Here is a 14,471-nt window from a genome sequence, read left to right as displayed (position 1 = left end):
CTATGGCGTTGCCTTGTGTGGAAATCGAAACCGCGGCGCATCCGCAGTGGTCGATCATCTGGCTGCACGGTCTCGGCGCGAACGGTCACGATTTCGAGCCGATCGTGCCCGAGCTGGTCGATCCGGCGTGGCCGCCGCTGCGTTTTGTTTTTCCGCACGCACCGGAGCGCGCGATCACGATCAACGGCGGCATGCGCATGCCGGCGTGGTACGACATTTCCGGCCAGGAAATCGCGCAGAAGCAGGATGAAGTCGGCATCCGCGCATCGATAAAACTGCTGGAGGAATTGATAACGCGCGAACACGATCGCGGCATCGCGCCAGCGCATGTTCTGCTCGCCGGTTTCTCGCAAGGCGGCGCGATCGTGCTCAGCGGCGGCGTGCGCCACAGCGGCAAACTCGGCGGCATTATCGCGCTGTCGAGTTATCTGCCGCTCGCGGAAAAAACCGCAGCGGAATGCAGCGCGGAAAATCGCAATCTGCCGATTTTCATCGCGCACGGCACGCACGATCCGGTGGTGGCGCACGCGCTGGGGCTCATGAGTCACGATTATCTGCAGCAGCTCGGCTTTGCTGTAGATTGGCATGTGTATCCGATGCAGCACCAATTGTGTCTGGAAGAAATCCACGATCTGCGCGCGTGGATCACGGCGCGTATCGCCGCTGGCTGATGGCGCGGGTCGGGCGTTTCCTGCACGGGGATATCACTGAAAACCAAACTGCCCGCGTTGTATAAATCTGCCCACACCATCGCGATGGATGCACCACAATGGCTGCCGAATTTTTGCAGCCTGCCGGTACTAGTGGCGGTAGCCGCGGTGACCGAACTCGCGGTGTTGCTGATCGTGCTCGCGCCGAGCGATGAACCTCGCGAAGTATTGCCACGACTCGGCACGACGAGCGTGTACGCGCAATGGCTGGCACTGTTGTGCGTGGTCGCGTTGTGCAAGCTCAAGCCGCAGCTTTCGCGGTTTGCGCCGATGCGTGGCGTGTTGCTTGCGTATAGCTTGATTATCCTGATCGTGGCGTTGGCTAGTGAGCTGGTGTTTCTGATCGATCAAACCTTGCTGCTGCGGCTCACTTTGCCGGCGGAATTCCATCTGCGTTTCGTCGTCGGCAGCACTGCGTTGGCGGCCTTGATCGCAGCGGCGATGTTGCGTTATTTCTTCGTCCTCGAACAATGGCGCGAGCGTGTGCGCGCGGTGGCGCGTTCGCAGTTCGATGCCTTGCAGGCGCGCATCCGTCCGCATTTTTTGTTCAACAGCATGAACACGATCGCGAGCTTGATTCGCAGCGATCCAGTGCAGGCCGAGCGCAGCGTCGAGGATCTCGCCGATCTGTTCCGCGCCGCGTTGCGCAGCGGCGAGCGCATGGGTACGCTCGGCGACGAGTTCGATTTGATCCGGCGTTATCTCGCGATCGAGCAACTGCGTCTCGGTGCGCGTTTGCAAGTCGATCTGCAGCTCGACGAAATGCCGCTCGATCTGCCGCTGCCACCGTTGCTGATGCAACCGCTGGTCGAGAACGCGATCTATCACGGCATCGAGCGTCTGCCGCAAGGTGGTGTCTTGAAAATTTTCGGACGACGCCAGGCCGGCATGATCGAGATCAGCATTATCAATCCGTGTCCGCCTGAAGCGCCGAGTGCGCGCACGCATAACGGCATGGCGCTCAACAATATCCGCAGCCGGATCGAGTACCATTTCGGTCGGCGCGGTACGCTCGAAACCATCCGCGGCGCCGAGCAATTTATCTGTAGCCTGCGGTTGCCTGATGAAAATCCTGATCGCTGACGATGAACCTCTCGCACGCGCGCGGCTTGCCGCGTTGCTGCACGATTGTGTGGCGGTCGAGGTCGTCGGCGAAGCCGGCAACGGCCTCGAAACCCTGCAGGCCGCCGCGGCGCTGGCGCCAGATCTGGTGTTGCTCGATATCCGCATGCCGGATATGGACGGGCTCGAAGTGGCGCGCCATCTGAGTGCGCTCGAAAAACCGCCGGCCATTATTTTTTGCACGGCCTACGACGAACACGCGTTGGCCGCGTTCGAAGCCCATGCGATCGATTATTTGCTCAAGCCGATTCGCCTCGAACGACTGCAGGCCGCGCTCGAACGCGCGCGGCGTTTCTCCGCAACGCAAACATCGGCAGCCGCGCCAGCCGTGGTGGCCGGCATCACGCGTACGCACATCTGCGCGCGCGTGCGCGGCAACCTCGTGCTGGTGCCGGTGGTCGACATCGACTATCTGCTGGCCGAAGATAAATATGTGCTGGTGCGTCATCGCCACGGCGAAGTCCTGATCGAAGAGGCGCTGAAAAATATGGAAGACGAATTCATTGAACGGTTTGTGCGCATCCATCGCAATTGCCTGGTCGCGCGCGACCGCATGGCCGGCATGACGCGCGCCAGCGACGGCCGGATTTTTGTCCAGGTAATCGGGCAGGAAACGTCGCTCGAAGTCAGCCGCCGCAACTTGCCCGGTTTGCGCAAACTGGTGCGCACGTTATGACCACGCGCTTGCGTATCGCCACGCGCCAGAGCGCACTCGCGTTGTGGCAGGCCGAGCATGTCGCGGCGCGCTTGCGTATCGCCCATGTCGGAATGGACGTGGAACTCGTGCCGATGACTACGCGTGGTGATCAGATTCTCGATCAGCCGTTGTCACTGATCGGCGGCAAGGGACTTTTTCTCAAGGAGCTTGAAGTCGCGATGCTCGAAGGTCGCGCCGATATCGCGGTGCATTCGCTCAAGGATGTGCCGATGGATCTCGAGCCCGGATTCGCACTCGGCGCGGTGCTCGAACGCGCCGATCCGTTCGATGCATTTGTGAGCAATCATTACGCGCGCTTGAACGAGTTGCCGCAGGGTGCGCGCGTGGGTTCGTCGTCGTTGCGGCGCCAAGCGCAGATGCGCGCGGTGCGTCCCGATATCGAACTGGTCGATCTGCGCGGCAACGTCAATACGCGCCTGGCCAAACTCGATGCCGGCGATTACGACGCGATCATCCTTGCCTGTGCCGGACTCGAACGCCTTGGACTTGCCGCACGCATCCGCAGTCGGCTCGAAGCGCCGGACTGGCTGCCCGCGGTCGCGCAAGGTGCCATCGCGGTCGAATATCGCAGCGGCGATAGCGTAACCGCCGAATTGCTGAAGGTGCTCGATGACGCCGAAACGCATACCTGTGTTGCGGCCGAGCGCGCCATGAATCGGCGGTTGCACGGCAGCTGCAACGTGCCGATCGCCGGCTTTTGCATCCACGCCGAGTCAGGCCTGTTTCTCGCTGGCTTGGTCGGCGATGTGAGTAACGGCCGCCTGCTGCGCGCCGAAGCGCAAGGCGCGGCCAACGACCCCGAAGCGCTTGGGCATCAAGTCGCGAAACTGCTGCAGGAAAAAGGCGCGGACGAAATGCTCGCGGGGCGTTGAGCTCGCGATTTCCTGATCCGGCTGGCGCCCAAAAAACAACGGACCCATTTAGGGCCCGTTGTCCGAAACAAAACGCTTGGCGTTGAAACTTAGAAGTTGTAGACCAGATTAGTGGTCAACAGCTGATCGGTTTTCTTCACGCCGATGCCGACTACGTCGGTATTGTGTCGCACCTGATAACCCACCTTCAGCGCGAGCTTCGAGCTGACCTTGACCGCGACACCGGCATCGTTCTGGTAGAACTTGTTGTCGGCGCCAACTTCGGCGAGCAGGGTGTCTTCAAATGCCGTGGTTTCAGTGAGCTGATGTTTGTAATGCACGAGGCCGCGACCGACGATTTCGTCATCGACGCCACCACGCACAAGCAGCGGCGCCGGCGGCGTGCTGTTGTCGAGAATCGTGTAGTCGGCGCGATTGAAGCGCTTGTAACCCGGGCCGACTTCGAACGAGAGTTCATCCGTCGAGGTTTTCAGCAGCGTGTAGCCGTAACCGAGCGAGACGATTCCCTGCCAGCGGTACGGCGAAAAATCGTCATGCTCGTAACGGCCCGCACCGACGATGTAGCTGCGCTCGTCGAGCTTGTAACCGGCGGACGCGCCGAGCTCGAAACGGTTTGCGGTGGTGTCGTACTGGCTCTGTCCGGTCGTGGCATTCACCACACTGGCCTTGTTGCGTACGCCGGTCAGGTAGAAGTTGTCTTTCCACTGATCGTCCTCTTTCTTGAAGGCGATCTTGGCATTGATATTCTGTGATTTGGTGTTGCCGCTCGCAATCGCCAAGCCGGCTTCGCCGGTGCCGGACCAGTCGCCTTTCGGGGTGGTATCGTCGGCAAATGCGCTCAACGGAAGTGCCAGCAAAAAGGCAGATGCCAAAAGTGTATTTTTCATTTTTTTCTCCAGGATTTGAAATCGCGTTGGATCGAGTCAACGCGGCGGCATGCTAGCTGCCGATGGCAAACCTGGGCTGAACATGGGGTCGCGCGGAGCGTCTGGAAAAACGCAGCAAAGCCGGCGGAAATTCAGCGGCGACGAGTGTCGTAATACAACGTCACGAGGTGTTTGGCCTCGGCAAAAAAAAGCCAGCGTTCGACCAGCAGGCCGACCGAAACCGTGATCGCCGCCAGAGTCGACAGCACGGACGCGAGCAGGCTTGCGGATATCGCCAGCAACACACCAAGCAAGATGAAGGTCGCGGCAAACAACAGCAAAACCAGACGGCGCAGGCGCTGCGCGTGTTTGCGCGCGAGCAAAAAACCCATTTCCTTGAGCAAGTAATTTTGCTCGGTGTGCGGACGCTCGAAGCTGCTGACTTGGCCAAACTGGCCCAGGCCGGTCGCCGTTTCTGCGCTGCTGGCGCTGCGGGTCGTATCAATAAAATGCCAATAGCCGAGCTTCAATAGCGCGCTTACCAGCAATAACAGCATAGTCGTTAGCAGCGCCGGAACGGATAAGGCCGAACTGAACCAGGCACAAACGGCAATATTCCAGCTCGCCCCGCTGAGCAGCGCAAACAGCAGATACGCGGGCAGCACGTAGCCGTTGTGCCAGGCGTGAATCGTCTTCAGCGACGAGTAGATTCGAGCGGTGCAAAACACTGTCGCGACGGCGCATGTAGCGAGCAGGATCGCGCAAATTCGCAGCGTTATCGACGTGTCATTGCGAGATAGCAATACGCCCAATAATAGCGCTGGCAGGTAGGTGAAACTGGCGACTACGCCCTCGCGTGAAAGCCACGAACTGCGCCATTGCGAGAACGCGCGCCACGCCCGTTCGGGGTGTCCCAGATGCAGCATCGAGGATAGCAATCCGGCGCTGCCGAATAGCAAGCCGAGCGCGAGCATCGTCAGCGATTCGTGCAACGAAAGCGCCGCCGGATTGATCGCGCATGCCAACGCCAGCAGAAACAGCAAGCCGTAACCTGCGCCGGATGCGGTGGTGAAAAAAATGACCGAGAGTGCGGGATGCATGCCGGATCAACGCGACAACAATTTGTCGACCCAGCGCAGCAACGGCGGCAACTGTTCGAGATCGATTTTTTCTTCCTGCTTGCACGCAACGGCGTTGCGCTGATCACGTCGCGGCCGCGGCGGCAGATAACGATTCACCGGCTGATAACCGAGCTCGGGCATCAGTGCGTAACCCTCGCGTGCGGCGACGAGTTGCGACACCGCAGAATCCGCATCGCCGAGATCGCCGAAGTGTCGTGCGTGCGTCGGACACGCGAGCACACAGGCCGGTTGGCGTTCTTCGACAGCGAGCGTTTCGTTGTAGATGCGATCCACGCACAGCGTACATTTCTGCATCGTGCCGCGCACCTCGCTGTATTCGCGCGCGCCGTACGGGCACGCCCACGAGCACAGTTTGCAGCCGATGCATTTGTCTTCATCGATGAGCACGATGCCATCTTCGGCGCGTTTGTAACTTGCGCCGGTCGGGCATACGGTGACGCAATCCGGCGTTTCGCAATGCAGGCACGAGCGCGGAAAATGCACCGTCATCTGCTGCTTCGTCGCGACGTTTTCCACATCGTAGGTATGTACGCGATTGAACCAGACGCCGAACGGTTCGCGTTGCTGTTTGTTCTCATCGGGCAGTGGACCGAACTCGCCGCCGTCGTTCCATTCCTTGCATGCGACCGCGCAGGCGTGACAACCGACGCAGATGTCGAGGTCGATCACGAGGCCGAGTTTTTTCGCGCCCGATGGTGCTTGCGGCAAACAGGTCATGTTGTTGCGCTCGGTCGATTTTTTGTATGCGCCATCGAGCTGCCGATCGACGTGTCTATCGTTCGTGATTCTTCGTCACGCGGCGGCGCCTTCTCGATGCGCACACGCAGATCGAACCACGCCGCCTGCCCGGTAATCGGATCAGCATTCGCATACGTGAGATCGGGCAGAACATCCGAAATCACGTGATTGAGCAAGAAACCCGGCGCATGTTCCGGCGCGTCATCGCTGAGTTTCCACGCCCCGCGGCGCTTGCCGATCGCGTTCCATGTCCACACGGTATTCGGCTCGACGCCGGCATGCAATTTTGCTTGAACTTCGATGCGGCCGTGATGCGATTCGACGATCAGCCAATCCTCATCGACGATGCCGTGCAATGCGGCCGTGCTCGGATGCAGATGCAGCCAGTTGCGTGTCGCGATCTGCCGCAGCCACGCATTTTGCGAACCCCAGCTGTGGTACATGAACATCGGTCGCTGGGTCAGCGCGGACAGCGGAAATTTGTTCTGGTCGATGCCGCTCCACTCGAACGGTTCGTACCAGAACGGCAGCGGATCGAAATAGCGTGCGACGCGCGCACGATCTTTTTCCGGCGGTTGCTGCGCGCCGTGGCCGAGCGCGGCGAGACGAAATTTTTGCAAGGTTTCGGAATACAACTGCAACACAATCGGATCGGTCGAACCGATAAATCCGAGGCTTTTCGACCACGCCAGATAATCGCGATTGGCCATCTTGTAATAGCGCGCCGACTCCGGAATTTCGTGATGCCAGAAACAGCCGTTGTCGATGTAGCGTTTGAGTTGCTCGGGATTCGGTTCGCCGATGCCGCGCTTGTCGGCGGCGATGCCGCGCCAGCCCGCGAGCAGGCCGATGCCCGGCGCACGCTCGTGCTTGACCATGTATTCGGGGAAACCGCCCGGATATTTCGCGACACCAAAATCATCGACTATGCCCGGCAATTGCAGGCGTGCGCCGAGATCGAGCAGCACATCCTGGAACGGGCGCACGTCGCGATCCGGCGCGAACACCGGCTGGCGAATTGAATCCGCCGCGCCATCCGCATCCGAGATCGGACGATCCAGCAGCGAGATGCAATCGTGTCGTTCGAGATAGGTTGTGTCGGGCAAAATCAGATCGGCGTAGGCGACCATTTCGGACGTATAAGCGTCCGAATAAATAATGTGCGGAATCTTGTATTCACCGTTCGCATGCTGGTCGGTGAGCATGTGCATCGTCTGGGTCGTGTTCATCGCCGAGTTCCAGCTCATGTTGGCCATGAACAAAAACAGCGTGTCGATCGGATACGGATCACCAGCCCACGCATTGCGAATCACCGACTGCAACATGCCGTGCGCGGCGAGTGGAAATTCCCATGAAAACGCCTTGTCGAGCCGCCGCGGATTGCCGTTGGTATCGACCACCAGATCTTCCGGGCCATGCACAAATCCGAGCGGTGCAGCATCGAGCGCGCCGTTGTCGCGCCGCGTGCGGCCCGGGCGATTTGCTGGCGGAATCGGTTTCGGAAACGGCGGCTGATAACGAAAACTGCCCGGCGTATCGACTGCGCCGAGCAACAGTTGCAAGGTATGCAGCATGCGACACGTATGGAAGCCGTTGCTGTGCGCCGCGATGCCGCGCATCGCATGAAACGACACGGGGCGGCCGAGCATTTCTTCATGTTCGACACCGCTGCTATCGGTCCAGCGCACCGGCAAACGAATCGCCTGATTGAACGCGACATCGGCGATTTCGGCGGCGATGCGCTTGATCGTTTCCACGCTGATGCCGCAGCGTTCGGTCACCGCGTCGGGCGCGTATTCCGCATCGAGAAAACGCGTGGCGAGCAATTGGAACGCAGGCATGGCGCGACGGCCATCGGCCAGAATGAATTCGCCAACAATCGCGGGCTGGATGCCGCTGGCCGAGGCGTGCGTTGTCTGTTTCGCGGCGCGATCGAAACACAATGGTCGGCCTTCGCCATCACGCACGAACATGCCATCGTCGGTCGCACCGGGCGCCATGATCACGAGCCAGTGCGCATTGGCGTAGCGCACGAGATAATCGAAATCGACCCAGTCGTTGCGCAGCAATTCGTGGATCAATGCGCCGACAAACAAACCATCGGTGGCGGGTCGAATGCCAATCCACTCATCGGCGATTGCGGCGTAACCGGTCTTGACTGGATTGATCGCGACGAACTTTGCGCCGCGTGTCTTGAGTTTGCCGAGGCCGGTCTTGATCGGGTTGGAATCGTGATCTTCGGCGACGCCGAACATCAGCAAATATTTGCTGTGCTCCCAATCTGGTTCGCCGAATTCCCAGAAACTCCCGCCGATGCTGTACAGCCCGCCGGCCGCCATGTTGACCGAACAGAAGCCGCCGTGCGCGGCGTAATTGACTGTGCCGAAGGCCTGCGCCCACCAGCCGGTCAAGGCTTGCGATTGATCGCGTCCGGTAAAAAAGGCGAGTTTGTCGGGATCGGTTTTGCGGATGTCGCCGAGCCAGCCGGTGGCGATGGCGAGCGCTTCGTCCCACGAGATTTCCTCGAACTCACCATCGCCACGTTTACCGATGCGCTTGAGCGGAGCGCGCAATCGCGCCGGCGAATAATGCTGCATGATGCCGGCCGAACCTTTCGCGCACAGCACGCCCTTGTTGACCGGGTGCGCGCGATTGCCTTCGATATAGCGAATGCGGCCATCCTTGATATGCACCTTGATGCCGCAGCGGCACGCGCACATGTAGCACGTCGTAGTCTTGATCGTGTCGCCGACCGGCGTATCGAGTTTGAGATCAGCGTGCGGCATCGATGGCGAATGGCTTGCGCGTGGTGGCGACAGAAAGCGCATGGTAACGCATGCAACGATCGGCTTGCCCGGAATCGGCCGCGACGCATTATTTTTCCGGCATGCAATCTTCGTTGTCGGGGCCGATATCGAAATGATTATCCATCAGGGTCACGATAGGCGACGCAATGAGTTTTTCCGAGTTTAGCGATGCGTGTTTGCCGCCGCTGCAGGCAAAGGCGCCGTGCAGACCTTTCGTCACGCCTTGCACGAGAGTTTTAAGCGAAGTCTGTTTGCGCAACTGAATGCCAGCAACGATGGCCTGATCGCTGCTCGGCAATTTGGCTTTGCGATGTGTCAGAAAACCGCGATCTCCCGGAAGATCGCGCTGCGCAATTTCTGCAGCGGCCTGCGCCATCGACTCGATGAGTTGTTGCGCGTTCGGCAACGCCGGCGTTGGCGGCGTTGCCGATTTTTGGGCGGCCGCGCTGATCAAGGCCGTCGAAATATTTGTGCGCGGGACGAGCGGTGTTTTCTGCGTCGTCGTCGCGGCCTGCGCCGCAAACGGCGGCACCTGCAGCTCGGGTGACGGTTCGAGCGGAATCGATTCGATCAACGTCACCACAATCGGATCGCTAGGAGCACGCAGCATCGGGCCGCGCAACGCATCACGCAGCAGCAAGAACAGCGCGATGTGGATGAGTACGCACAACACCAGCGCCACGTGCGTTTGGGAAATTTCGTAACGACCGTTTCTGCGCACGTGGATCGATGCTGGATTGATGTGTGGCGCAGGGTAAACGACGGTCTGTAAATCCGCGGTTAACCGGCATGCCGGTAACGATTTTTCATCGCGACCAATAAATTTCTGCAACCTCGATGGCCGACGCAGTCACGGCGAGGTTCCAAACATGTCGCGCCTGTTCCCCGTTCCGCGCGCTGCAGGCACAATAGCCGCATGGACCGTTACGAACGTATTCTCACGCTGCATCGCCTCCTCAAGTCGGCACGTTATCCGGTGGCGATGACGCGGCTGCGTGAAGAACTTGGTTGCTCGCGCGCGACGATTTATCGCGACGTCGCGTTCCTGCGCGATGCGCTCGGCGCGCCGATTGAATCCGACGCCGAAACGCATGCGATTCATTATTCAGGCGACGATGCCGATCGCTTTGAGCTGCCGGGTTTGTGGCTCAGCAGCGAGGAGTTGTCGGCGCTGGTCGCACTGCAGGAGCTGATCGGCCGCACCGGTCCGGGCATTCTTGCCAGCGCGCTCGCGCCGTTGCGCACGCGCATCGAGCGATTGATGTCGGATCACAGCGATGGCACCGCGCTGCCGCTGGAACGCATCCGCGTGATCACAAGCAAGGCGCGCAAGATCGACGAAGCGGTATTTCGCGATGTCGCCGGAGCGGTGTTGCGACGTCAGCGTTTGCGTTTCGGTTATCGCGCGCGTTCGACCGCACAGGCAACGCAGCGTGAGGTATCACCACAGCGCCTCACGCACTATCGCGACAACTGGTATCTGGATGCGTGGGATCACAGCCGCGATGCGTTGCGCAGTTTTGCGCTCGACCGGATCAATCATTCGCGGATTCTCGACGTCGCCGCGGAAGATCGTAATCCGGCCGAACTCGATGCTCATCTGGCCGACAGCTACGGCATTTTTTCGGGCAAGGCCAAGGCGTGGGCGACGATCCGTTTTTCGCCGCACGCGGCGCGCTGGGTGGCTGATGAGCATTGGCATACGCAGCAGCAGGGACAGATGCTCAAGGATGGCAGCTATGAATTGAAACTGCCGTACAGCAATTCGAAAGAGCTGCTGATGGATATTCTGAAATACGGCCCGGATGCCGAAATCATCGCGCCGCTGCCATTGCGTGAGGAGATGAAAATCCTGCTGCAACTCGCGGTCGGTGGCTATCAATAAATCGATTTGCAAATAGGCTTGTTACGGCGCAGTCGGAAAAATTCGAAACTGAGGTTGCCCCGACTTGCGACGATCCAGCAGCTGCCCGAACGCGTTCGCATCGATCGCCGCAGAGAACAAGAATCCCTGCACCAGATCGATCTGATTGCGCCGCAGGAATGTCGCCTGCGCTTCAGTTTCCACACCTTCTGCGACCACATCCAATTTGAGTTGATGCGCCATCGCGATGATCGCGCGCACGATTACCGCATCGTCGGTATCGGTGACGATATCGCGGATGAAAGTCTGATCGATCTTGATCGTATCGATCGGGAAACGCTTGAGATAACTCAGGTTTGAATAACCCGTGCCGAAATCGTCGATCGCGATCATCACGCCGACATTTTTCAGCGTGCGCAAGGTATCGATGAACGATTCGGCGCTGTCCATCGCCATGCTTTCAGTGATCTCGACTTCGAAATTCTGCGGTTTCAGTCCGGATCGATCCAGCGCTGCGCGAATCTGCTCGGGCACATTGCCGCGACGGATTTCCGCCGGTGAAACGTTTACCGCAATCGTGAGTGCGGAGTGCCCGGCCTGGTGCCAGAGCATCGTCTGCGTACAGGCGGTTTCAACCACCCATTGACCGATCGGCACGATCAGTCCGCTCTCCTCGGCGATGCCGATGAACTCGGACGGACCGAGCAATCCGCGTTGCGGATGTCGCCAGCGGATCAGCGCTTCGGCCGCGACGATCTGGCCGTTTTCGAGCGATATCTGCGGCTGGTAAAAAAGTTCGAGTTGATTAAGTTCGATGGCGTGACGCAATTCACGCTCGATGCCAATGCGGCGCGTGGCGCGCTGGTTCAGCACCGGGGTATAGAACTCGAAGTTGTTGCGACCTTGCTCCTTGGCGCGGTACATCGCGGTATCTGCGTTTTTCAGCAGGGTATCGGCATCGATACCGTCGCTCGGATACAGCGATATGCCCAGGCTGGCGGTGACGTAGGTTTCATATGCATCGAGCTTGAACGGTTGTGCGAGCGCATCGAGAATTTTTTGCGCGACCGTATTGGCGTCGTAGACGTTGGCCAGATCTGACAGCACGATCGCAAATTCATCGCCGCCGAGACGCCCAACCGTATCGCCGCTGCGGATGCAGTTGCGCAGGCGCTGTGCCACCTCGGTCAGCAGCGCGTCACCGATGGCGTGGCCATAGGTGTCGTTGACGATCTTGAAACGATCCACATCGATATAAACCACGCCGGCGTACCAGTTGTTGCGCTCGGCCTGGCTAAGGGTTTGCGCCATGCGATCGTGAAACAGGTGACGATTTGGCAGTCCGGTCAAGGTATCGAACTGTGCCAGATACGCCACTCTTTCGTCCGACCTTACACGCTCGACGGCGGTGCCGAGAGTGATTGAAATACTGCGCAGAAAATTGACTTTTTCGGGACTGAACGCGCTGCGCTCACGCGAATACGCACCGACCAGGCCGTAGATTCCACTCGGCCCACGGATGAGCACTTCCACCGCGCTGGCGATTTGATGATCCGTCAGTGTGGACGAAGGCACAAACCGTGTTTCGGTCGAAAAATCGTCGATCACAATCGGGCCATTGGCGTGCAGATGAAGCTCATAACGCTTGCGCGCTTCGGGATCGTTGAGCGGCACCGAGCGTCGCAGCCAGCGATCATTCCAGCCGCAGCCGGCCTTGAAAATCAGCGAGGTTCCATCGGCAGAAAGTTGCATCGCGCGGCAGAATTCGACCTCCAGGCCTTTGGCGACGACCACAGCAGCTTCGTCCATGATCGTATCGAGATTGGTGCTGGCCAGCGCTTTCTGGCCGAACTCGGCAAGCAGGCTTTGCTGCATCGCGTGCTGACGATTTTCGATCTCTGCCTTTTTGCGCGCGGTAATGTCCATCATCGCGCCGATCATGCGGATCGCCTTGCCGGATTTATCGCGAATCACAAAACCGCGATCGAAGATCGCGAGGTAATGGCCATCGTTATGGCGAAAACGATATTCGTCCTGCCAACTCACTGCGTCGGAATCGATCGCGGCCTGGACTCCGCCTTCGACACGTTCGTAGTCATCGGGATGAAGCGGCTCGTACCAGGACTCCATGCCGCGATCGAGATCGAGGCGGTCGTAACCCAAGGTGGAGCCCATGTTTTCGCTCCACCACAAGGTGTCGGTACTCACGTCCCAATCCCAGACGATGTCGTTGGTCGCGCGAGTGACGAGCTCGAAACGTTCGTTACTCCGGCGCAACGCACGCTCGGTGGCGCGTCGTTTGCTGATGTCGCGCGAGACGCAAATCAAACCGGTGAGTTGTTTTGCAGCATCCTGCACCGGCGCCACCGATAGCTGCACGTACAAGCGCGTACCGTCTTTGCGTTGCGCTGCGTTTTCACCACGCCAGGTTTGTCCTTGGCTGACCTCGGGCAGGATCGTTACGGCGAACTCGTGCAGTGGATCGGTAAAAAGAATGCACGCCATGTTTTGCCCGATCACCTCGCTCGCTGACCAGCCGTAAAGTTGCTCGGCCTGTGCATTCCAATAGCGGATGTTGCCGAGGCGATCGCTCGCAACCAGGGCTTCGCCGACCGTGTTGAGCAAAAGTGCCTGGAAGCGCAACTCATCTTCGGCTTGCTTGCGCAGCGAAATATCGCGAGCCACACCAACGATGATCCAGCTATTATCGTCCGTGCGTACCGCGCGACGCTCCACCTCTACCTGCACCCAACTGCCATCCTTGCGTAGATGCGAGGTTTCGATAATGTCAGCAGCATTGCCAAGTTCGATCAGGCGATCCCAATTGCGCATGAGTTGTTCGCGGTCGAACGAGTAAATTTGTTCGGGCGACAGCGCCAGAATTTCCTCACGGTCGTAGCCCAGCATGCGGCACGCCGCACCGTTGACGTCGATCACGCGCATGCTGATGCGATCGACCAGGTAGATCGCATCGGCGGTAGCATCCATCACTAGGCGAAAGCGCTGTAGATCTTGTTCGCGTTGAACGCGCTCGGTGACATCTGCACCGATGCTGACAGTGCCTGTCACTTCGCCAGCGGCGGATCGCAGCAATGAATTGTTCCACTGGATGATGCGGCGCTCGCCCCAGCGCGTGACAATTTCGTTGATGTGGTGACGCGGTTCGGTTGCGCCGGTCAGCAGTACGGAATGCACTTTGTGCAAGGCGAGTTCGGGCGGAACGAACATTTCAAACCAGTTTTTGCCGAGCAGGTCGTTGCGTGCCCAGCCAGTTAGCTGCAGCAGATAATCGTTGCAAAAAGTAATCGTGCCGGCCGGGCTCAAAATCACCGAAATCAATTCGACATTGTCGAGCATGTCGTGGAAACGCCGATTGCTCTCGCGCAATGCATCCAGCGTCTGGTGCAAGACACTCAGCAGGTTGCTGTCGCCGCTGGCAGGATCGAGGCTCGCTTCGCCGAGCGCGAATTCGATCGCGGCACGCAGCACATCGTCTATTTCCAGTTGACCGATCAGCGCCTTGATTCTCGCGATCGTATCTGCCGAGGAAAGCGCCGATTGGCGTGATGGCGATGAGATAGTCATTTCAGGATGAAGTTTGCACAATCTATGCGGCAAGCCAGTGTGAAAAT

The 14,471-nt window shown here is 59.2% G+C and carries 11 protein-coding genes; 5 read left to right on the top strand and 6 right to left on the bottom strand.

What is annotated here, in order from left to right:
• Nucleotides 1-2: 2 nt before the first annotated feature.
• From ELE36_RS18190 to hemC, 4 genes are read left to right on the top strand one after another with little or no spacing between them, the layout of a single operon-like run.
• Nucleotides 3-671 (top strand): alpha/beta hydrolase, encoded by a 669-nt coding sequence (locus ELE36_RS18190; protein WP_129835817.1) that lies wholly within the window; start codon nt 3-5, stop codon nt 669-671.
• 57 nt (nt 672-728) lie between these two features.
• Nucleotides 729-1,793: a sensor histidine kinase gene (locus ELE36_RS18185; protein ID WP_242512302.1), complete on the top strand. Its 1,065-nt coding sequence runs from the start codon at nt 729-731 to the stop codon at nt 1,791-1,793.
• Nucleotides 1,774-2,508: a LytR/AlgR family response regulator transcription factor gene (locus tag ELE36_RS18180; RefSeq protein ID WP_129835813.1), complete on the top strand. Its 735-nt coding sequence runs from the start codon at nt 1,774-1,776 to the stop codon at nt 2,506-2,508. The genes ELE36_RS18185 and ELE36_RS18180 overlap by 20 nt, the downstream gene beginning before the upstream one ends.
• Nucleotides 2,505-3,422: a hydroxymethylbilane synthase gene (gene hemC / locus ELE36_RS18175; RefSeq protein ID WP_129835811.1), complete on the top strand. Its 918-nt coding sequence runs from the start codon at nt 2,505-2,507 to the stop codon at nt 3,420-3,422. The genes ELE36_RS18180 and hemC overlap by 4 nt, the downstream gene beginning before the upstream one ends.
• Nucleotides 3,423-3,511: 89 nt before the next feature.
• On the opposite strand, the gene ELE36_RS18170 is transcribed toward hemC, so the two are convergent.
• The 5 genes from ELE36_RS18170 to ELE36_RS18150 form a co-directional block, all read right to left on the bottom strand.
• Entirely contained in the window at nt 3,512-4,309 is a 798-nt protein-coding gene (locus ELE36_RS18170) for a DUF481 domain-containing protein (protein WP_129835809.1), read from the bottom strand.
• A gap of 131 nt (nt 4,310-4,440) precedes the next feature.
• Nucleotides 4,441-5,388: a dimethyl sulfoxide reductase anchor subunit family protein gene (locus ELE36_RS18165; protein WP_129835807.1), complete on the bottom strand. Its 948-nt coding sequence runs from the start codon at nt 5,386-5,388 to the stop codon at nt 4,441-4,443.
• Between the two features lie 6 nt (nt 5,389-5,394).
• A complete protein-coding gene (locus ELE36_RS18160; RefSeq protein ID WP_129835805.1) occupies nt 5,395-6,147 on the bottom strand; it encodes a 4Fe-4S dicluster domain-containing protein in 753 nt (250 codons plus the stop codon).
• Nucleotides 6,144-8,996, bottom strand: coding sequence for a molybdopterin oxidoreductase family protein (locus ELE36_RS18155; RefSeq protein WP_129835803.1), 2,853 nt, complete (start codon nt 8,994-8,996; stop codon nt 6,144-6,146). Before ELE36_RS18155 ends, ELE36_RS18160 begins: the two co-directional genes overlap by 4 nt.
• Nucleotides 8,997-9,042: 46 nt before the next feature.
• Entirely contained in the window at nt 9,043-9,696 is a 654-nt protein-coding gene (locus ELE36_RS18150) for a hypothetical protein (RefSeq protein ID WP_129835801.1), read from the bottom strand.
• A gap of 195 nt (nt 9,697-9,891) precedes the next feature.
• Here ELE36_RS18150 and ELE36_RS18145 point away from each other — a divergent pair, with 195 nt between their 5' ends.
• Nucleotides 9,892-10,860 carry a helix-turn-helix transcriptional regulator gene (locus tag ELE36_RS18145; RefSeq protein ID WP_129835799.1) on the top strand — a complete coding sequence of 323 codons (969 nt, stop codon included), beginning with the start codon at nt 9,892-9,894 and terminating at the stop codon, nt 10,858-10,860.
• 21 nt (nt 10,861-10,881) lie between these two features.
• On the opposite strand, the gene ELE36_RS18140 is transcribed toward ELE36_RS18145, so the two are convergent.
• Nucleotides 10,882-14,424, bottom strand: a complete 3,543-nt coding sequence (locus tag ELE36_RS18140; protein WP_129835797.1) for a sensor domain-containing protein — start codon at nt 14,422-14,424, stop codon at nt 10,882-10,884.
• Nucleotides 14,425-14,471: the final 47 nt, after the last annotated feature.

Source organism: Pseudolysobacter antarcticus, assembly GCF_004168365.1.
GTDB classification, from domain to species: domain Bacteria; phylum Pseudomonadota; class Gammaproteobacteria; order Xanthomonadales; family Rhodanobacteraceae; genus Pseudolysobacter; species Pseudolysobacter antarcticus.
Note: the sequence above shows the minus strand (reverse complement) of the source record. Positions and strands in the feature narration are given on the sequence as shown.

Bases quoted from the DNA above. Each gene is read 5' to 3' on its own strand.
- ELE36_RS18190 (WP_129835817.1), top strand. From the start codon at position 3: ATGGCGTTGCCTTGTGTGGAAATCGAAACCGCGGCGCATCCGCAGTGG.
- ELE36_RS18180 (WP_129835813.1), top strand. From the start codon at position 1,774: ATGAAAATCCTGATCGCTGACGATGAACCTCTCGCACGCGCGCGGCTT.
- hemC (WP_129835811.1), top strand. From the start codon at position 2,505: ATGACCACGCGCTTGCGTATCGCCACGCGCCAGAGCGCACTCGCGTTG.
- ELE36_RS18170 (WP_129835809.1), bottom strand. From the start codon at position 4,309: ATGAAAAATACACTTTTGGCATCTGCCTTTTTGCTGGCACTTCCGTTG.
- ELE36_RS18165 (WP_129835807.1), bottom strand. From the start codon at position 5,388: ATGCATCCCGCACTCTCGGTCATTTTTTTCACCACCGCATCCGGCGCA.
- ELE36_RS18160 (WP_129835805.1), bottom strand. From the start codon at position 6,147: ATGACCTGTTTGCCGCAAGCACCATCGGGCGCGAAAAAACTCGGCCTC.
- ELE36_RS18155 (WP_129835803.1), bottom strand. From the start codon at position 8,996: ATGCGCTTTCTGTCGCCACCACGCGCAAGCCATTCGCCATCGATGCCG.
- ELE36_RS18145 (WP_129835799.1), top strand. From the start codon at position 9,892: ATGGACCGTTACGAACGTATTCTCACGCTGCATCGCCTCCTCAAGTCG.
- ELE36_RS18140 (WP_129835797.1), bottom strand. From the start codon at position 14,424: ATGACTATCTCATCGCCATCACGCCAATCGGCGCTTTCCTCGGCAGAT.